We start from the raw sequence: 1561 nt of genomic DNA, 5'->3' as shown, positions 1-1561 counted from the left end.
GGAGGGGGACGACCATCAAGCCTCGCACGCCCGCGCGGCGTCGGCGCGTGGGGGAGCCCACTGTCGTCCGGTGTTCAGCCGCGGAGGGGGGCACCGGCACGTCCGGGCCGCCGTGCCGGTCCTCCGAGCAGGCGCGGCGCCGGCTACCACAGCGCCGCCCGCCCGTGCACGGGGTGGCCCCGGAGGCGCGGCTCGCCTGGGATGGAGGGGAGCGGCCCGATCCGGGTGCCGCGGACGGAGGAGCCATGCCCGACCAGTACACGTTCACGAACCCCGCCACCCGGTACCCGGATGTGACTCCGCCGGTCCAGCAGCAGCCCGAGCCCGGGCTGCAGTCGCGGATGACCCCGGTGCCGGACCTCGGCGAGGAGAGCTACCGCGGCACCGGTCGGCTCGCGGGTCGCCGCGCGCTCATCACGGGAGCCGACTCCGGGATCGGCGCCGCCGTGGCCATCGCCTTCGCCCGCGAGGGGGCCGACGTCGCCCTCGCCTACCTCCCGAGCGAGGAGGAGGACGCGCAGCACGTGATCGGGCTGATCCGCGCGGAGGGGCGCACCGCCGTGCCGATCCCCGGCGATCTCACGAGTGCCGAGTACTGCACGCGGCTCGTGGCGGAGGCGGTCGAGGGCCTCGGCGGGCTCGACGCGGTGGTCAACGTGGCCGGGAAGCAGATCTGGAAGGAGGACCTGCTCGACATCACCGACGAGCAGTTCGAGGCGACCTTCGCGGTCAACGTCTTCGCTCCGTTCCGGATCATCCGCGCGGCCCTCCCGCACCTGCCCGCGGGCGCCACGATCATCAACACGGCGTCGGCGGAGGCGCACAAGCCCGCCCCCGACCGCCTCGACTACGCGATGACGAAGGGCGCGATCAACAACCTCTCGAAGGGCCTTGCGCAGCAGCTCGCCGCGAAGGGCATTCGCGTGAACGTCGTGGCGCCCGGCCCGACGTGGACCGCCCTGCAGGTGAGCGGCGGCGTCGACCCCGAGAGCCTGCCCGACTTCGGCTCGAGCGAGTCGCCGATGGGCCGTGCCGCGCAGCCTGCCGAGCAGGCCCCGGCCTACGTGTTCCTGGCGTCCGCCGAGTCGAGCTTCGTCGCCGGCGAGACCCTCAACGTGAACGGCGGCATGGTCTCGCCCTGACCCGCCGCGGCGCCGTCGCTCGCTGGTGTGCCGCCGAGACGCCTCCGTCCTGCTCGAGACACGGGCTCGCGTCAACCCTCTCCCGAGCGGCGGGGGGCGCGAGGTGCCATGGAGGGACCACCACGAAGGAGCACCATGAGCACCACGACCGTCCTCCCCATCGAGACCTACTCCGACGAGCAGGGCTGGCACAACCGCATCGCCCACGCCCGCGTCCCGCTGAGCCACCACGAGTCGCGCCAGGAGGCGGAGGAGGTCGGCGAGGAGATCGCCGAGCAGCGCGGCGGGGAGCACGTCGTCCTCGGCTGACGGCCGGCGCGGGGCGCGGCATGCCGTGCCCGGCCGGGGACGCGCCCGGCCCGCAGGCGCCCGCTCCGCAGATGCCCCGCCCCGCAGGCGCCCGCTCCGCGGACCCCCGC

At 74.9% G+C, this 1561-nt stretch carries 2 protein-coding genes; both read left to right on the top strand.

Features of this window, described 5'->3' with window-relative positions:
- The first annotated feature begins 245 nt into the window (after window positions 1-245).
- Window positions 246-1142, top strand: coding sequence for an SDR family oxidoreductase (locus C5C30_RS17255; protein ID WP_104263331.1), 897 nt, complete (start codon window positions 246-248; stop codon window positions 1140-1142).
- A 135-nt stretch (window positions 1143-1277) separates the two neighbouring features.
- Window positions 1278-1451 carry a DUF2188 domain-containing protein gene (locus C5C30_RS17250; RefSeq protein WP_159940661.1) on the top strand — a complete coding sequence of 58 codons (174 nt, stop codon included), beginning with the start codon at window positions 1278-1280 and terminating at the stop codon, window positions 1449-1451.
- Window positions 1452-1561: the final 110 nt, after the last annotated feature.

The sequence above is a fragment of the Rathayibacter sp. AY2B5 genome (genome assembly GCF_002931645.1).
In the GTDB taxonomy this organism is placed as follows: domain Bacteria; phylum Actinomycetota; class Actinomycetes; order Actinomycetales; family Microbacteriaceae; genus Rathayibacter.
Note: the sequence above shows the minus strand (reverse complement) of the source record. Positions and strands in the feature narration are given on the sequence as shown.

Bases quoted from the DNA above. Each gene is read 5' to 3' on its own strand.
- C5C30_RS17255 (WP_104263331.1), top strand. From the start codon at position 246: ATGCCCGACCAGTACACGTTCACGAACCCCGCCACCCGGTACCCGGAT.
- C5C30_RS17250 (WP_159940661.1), top strand. From the start codon at position 1,278: ATGAGCACCACGACCGTCCTCCCCATCGAGACCTACTCCGACGAGCAG.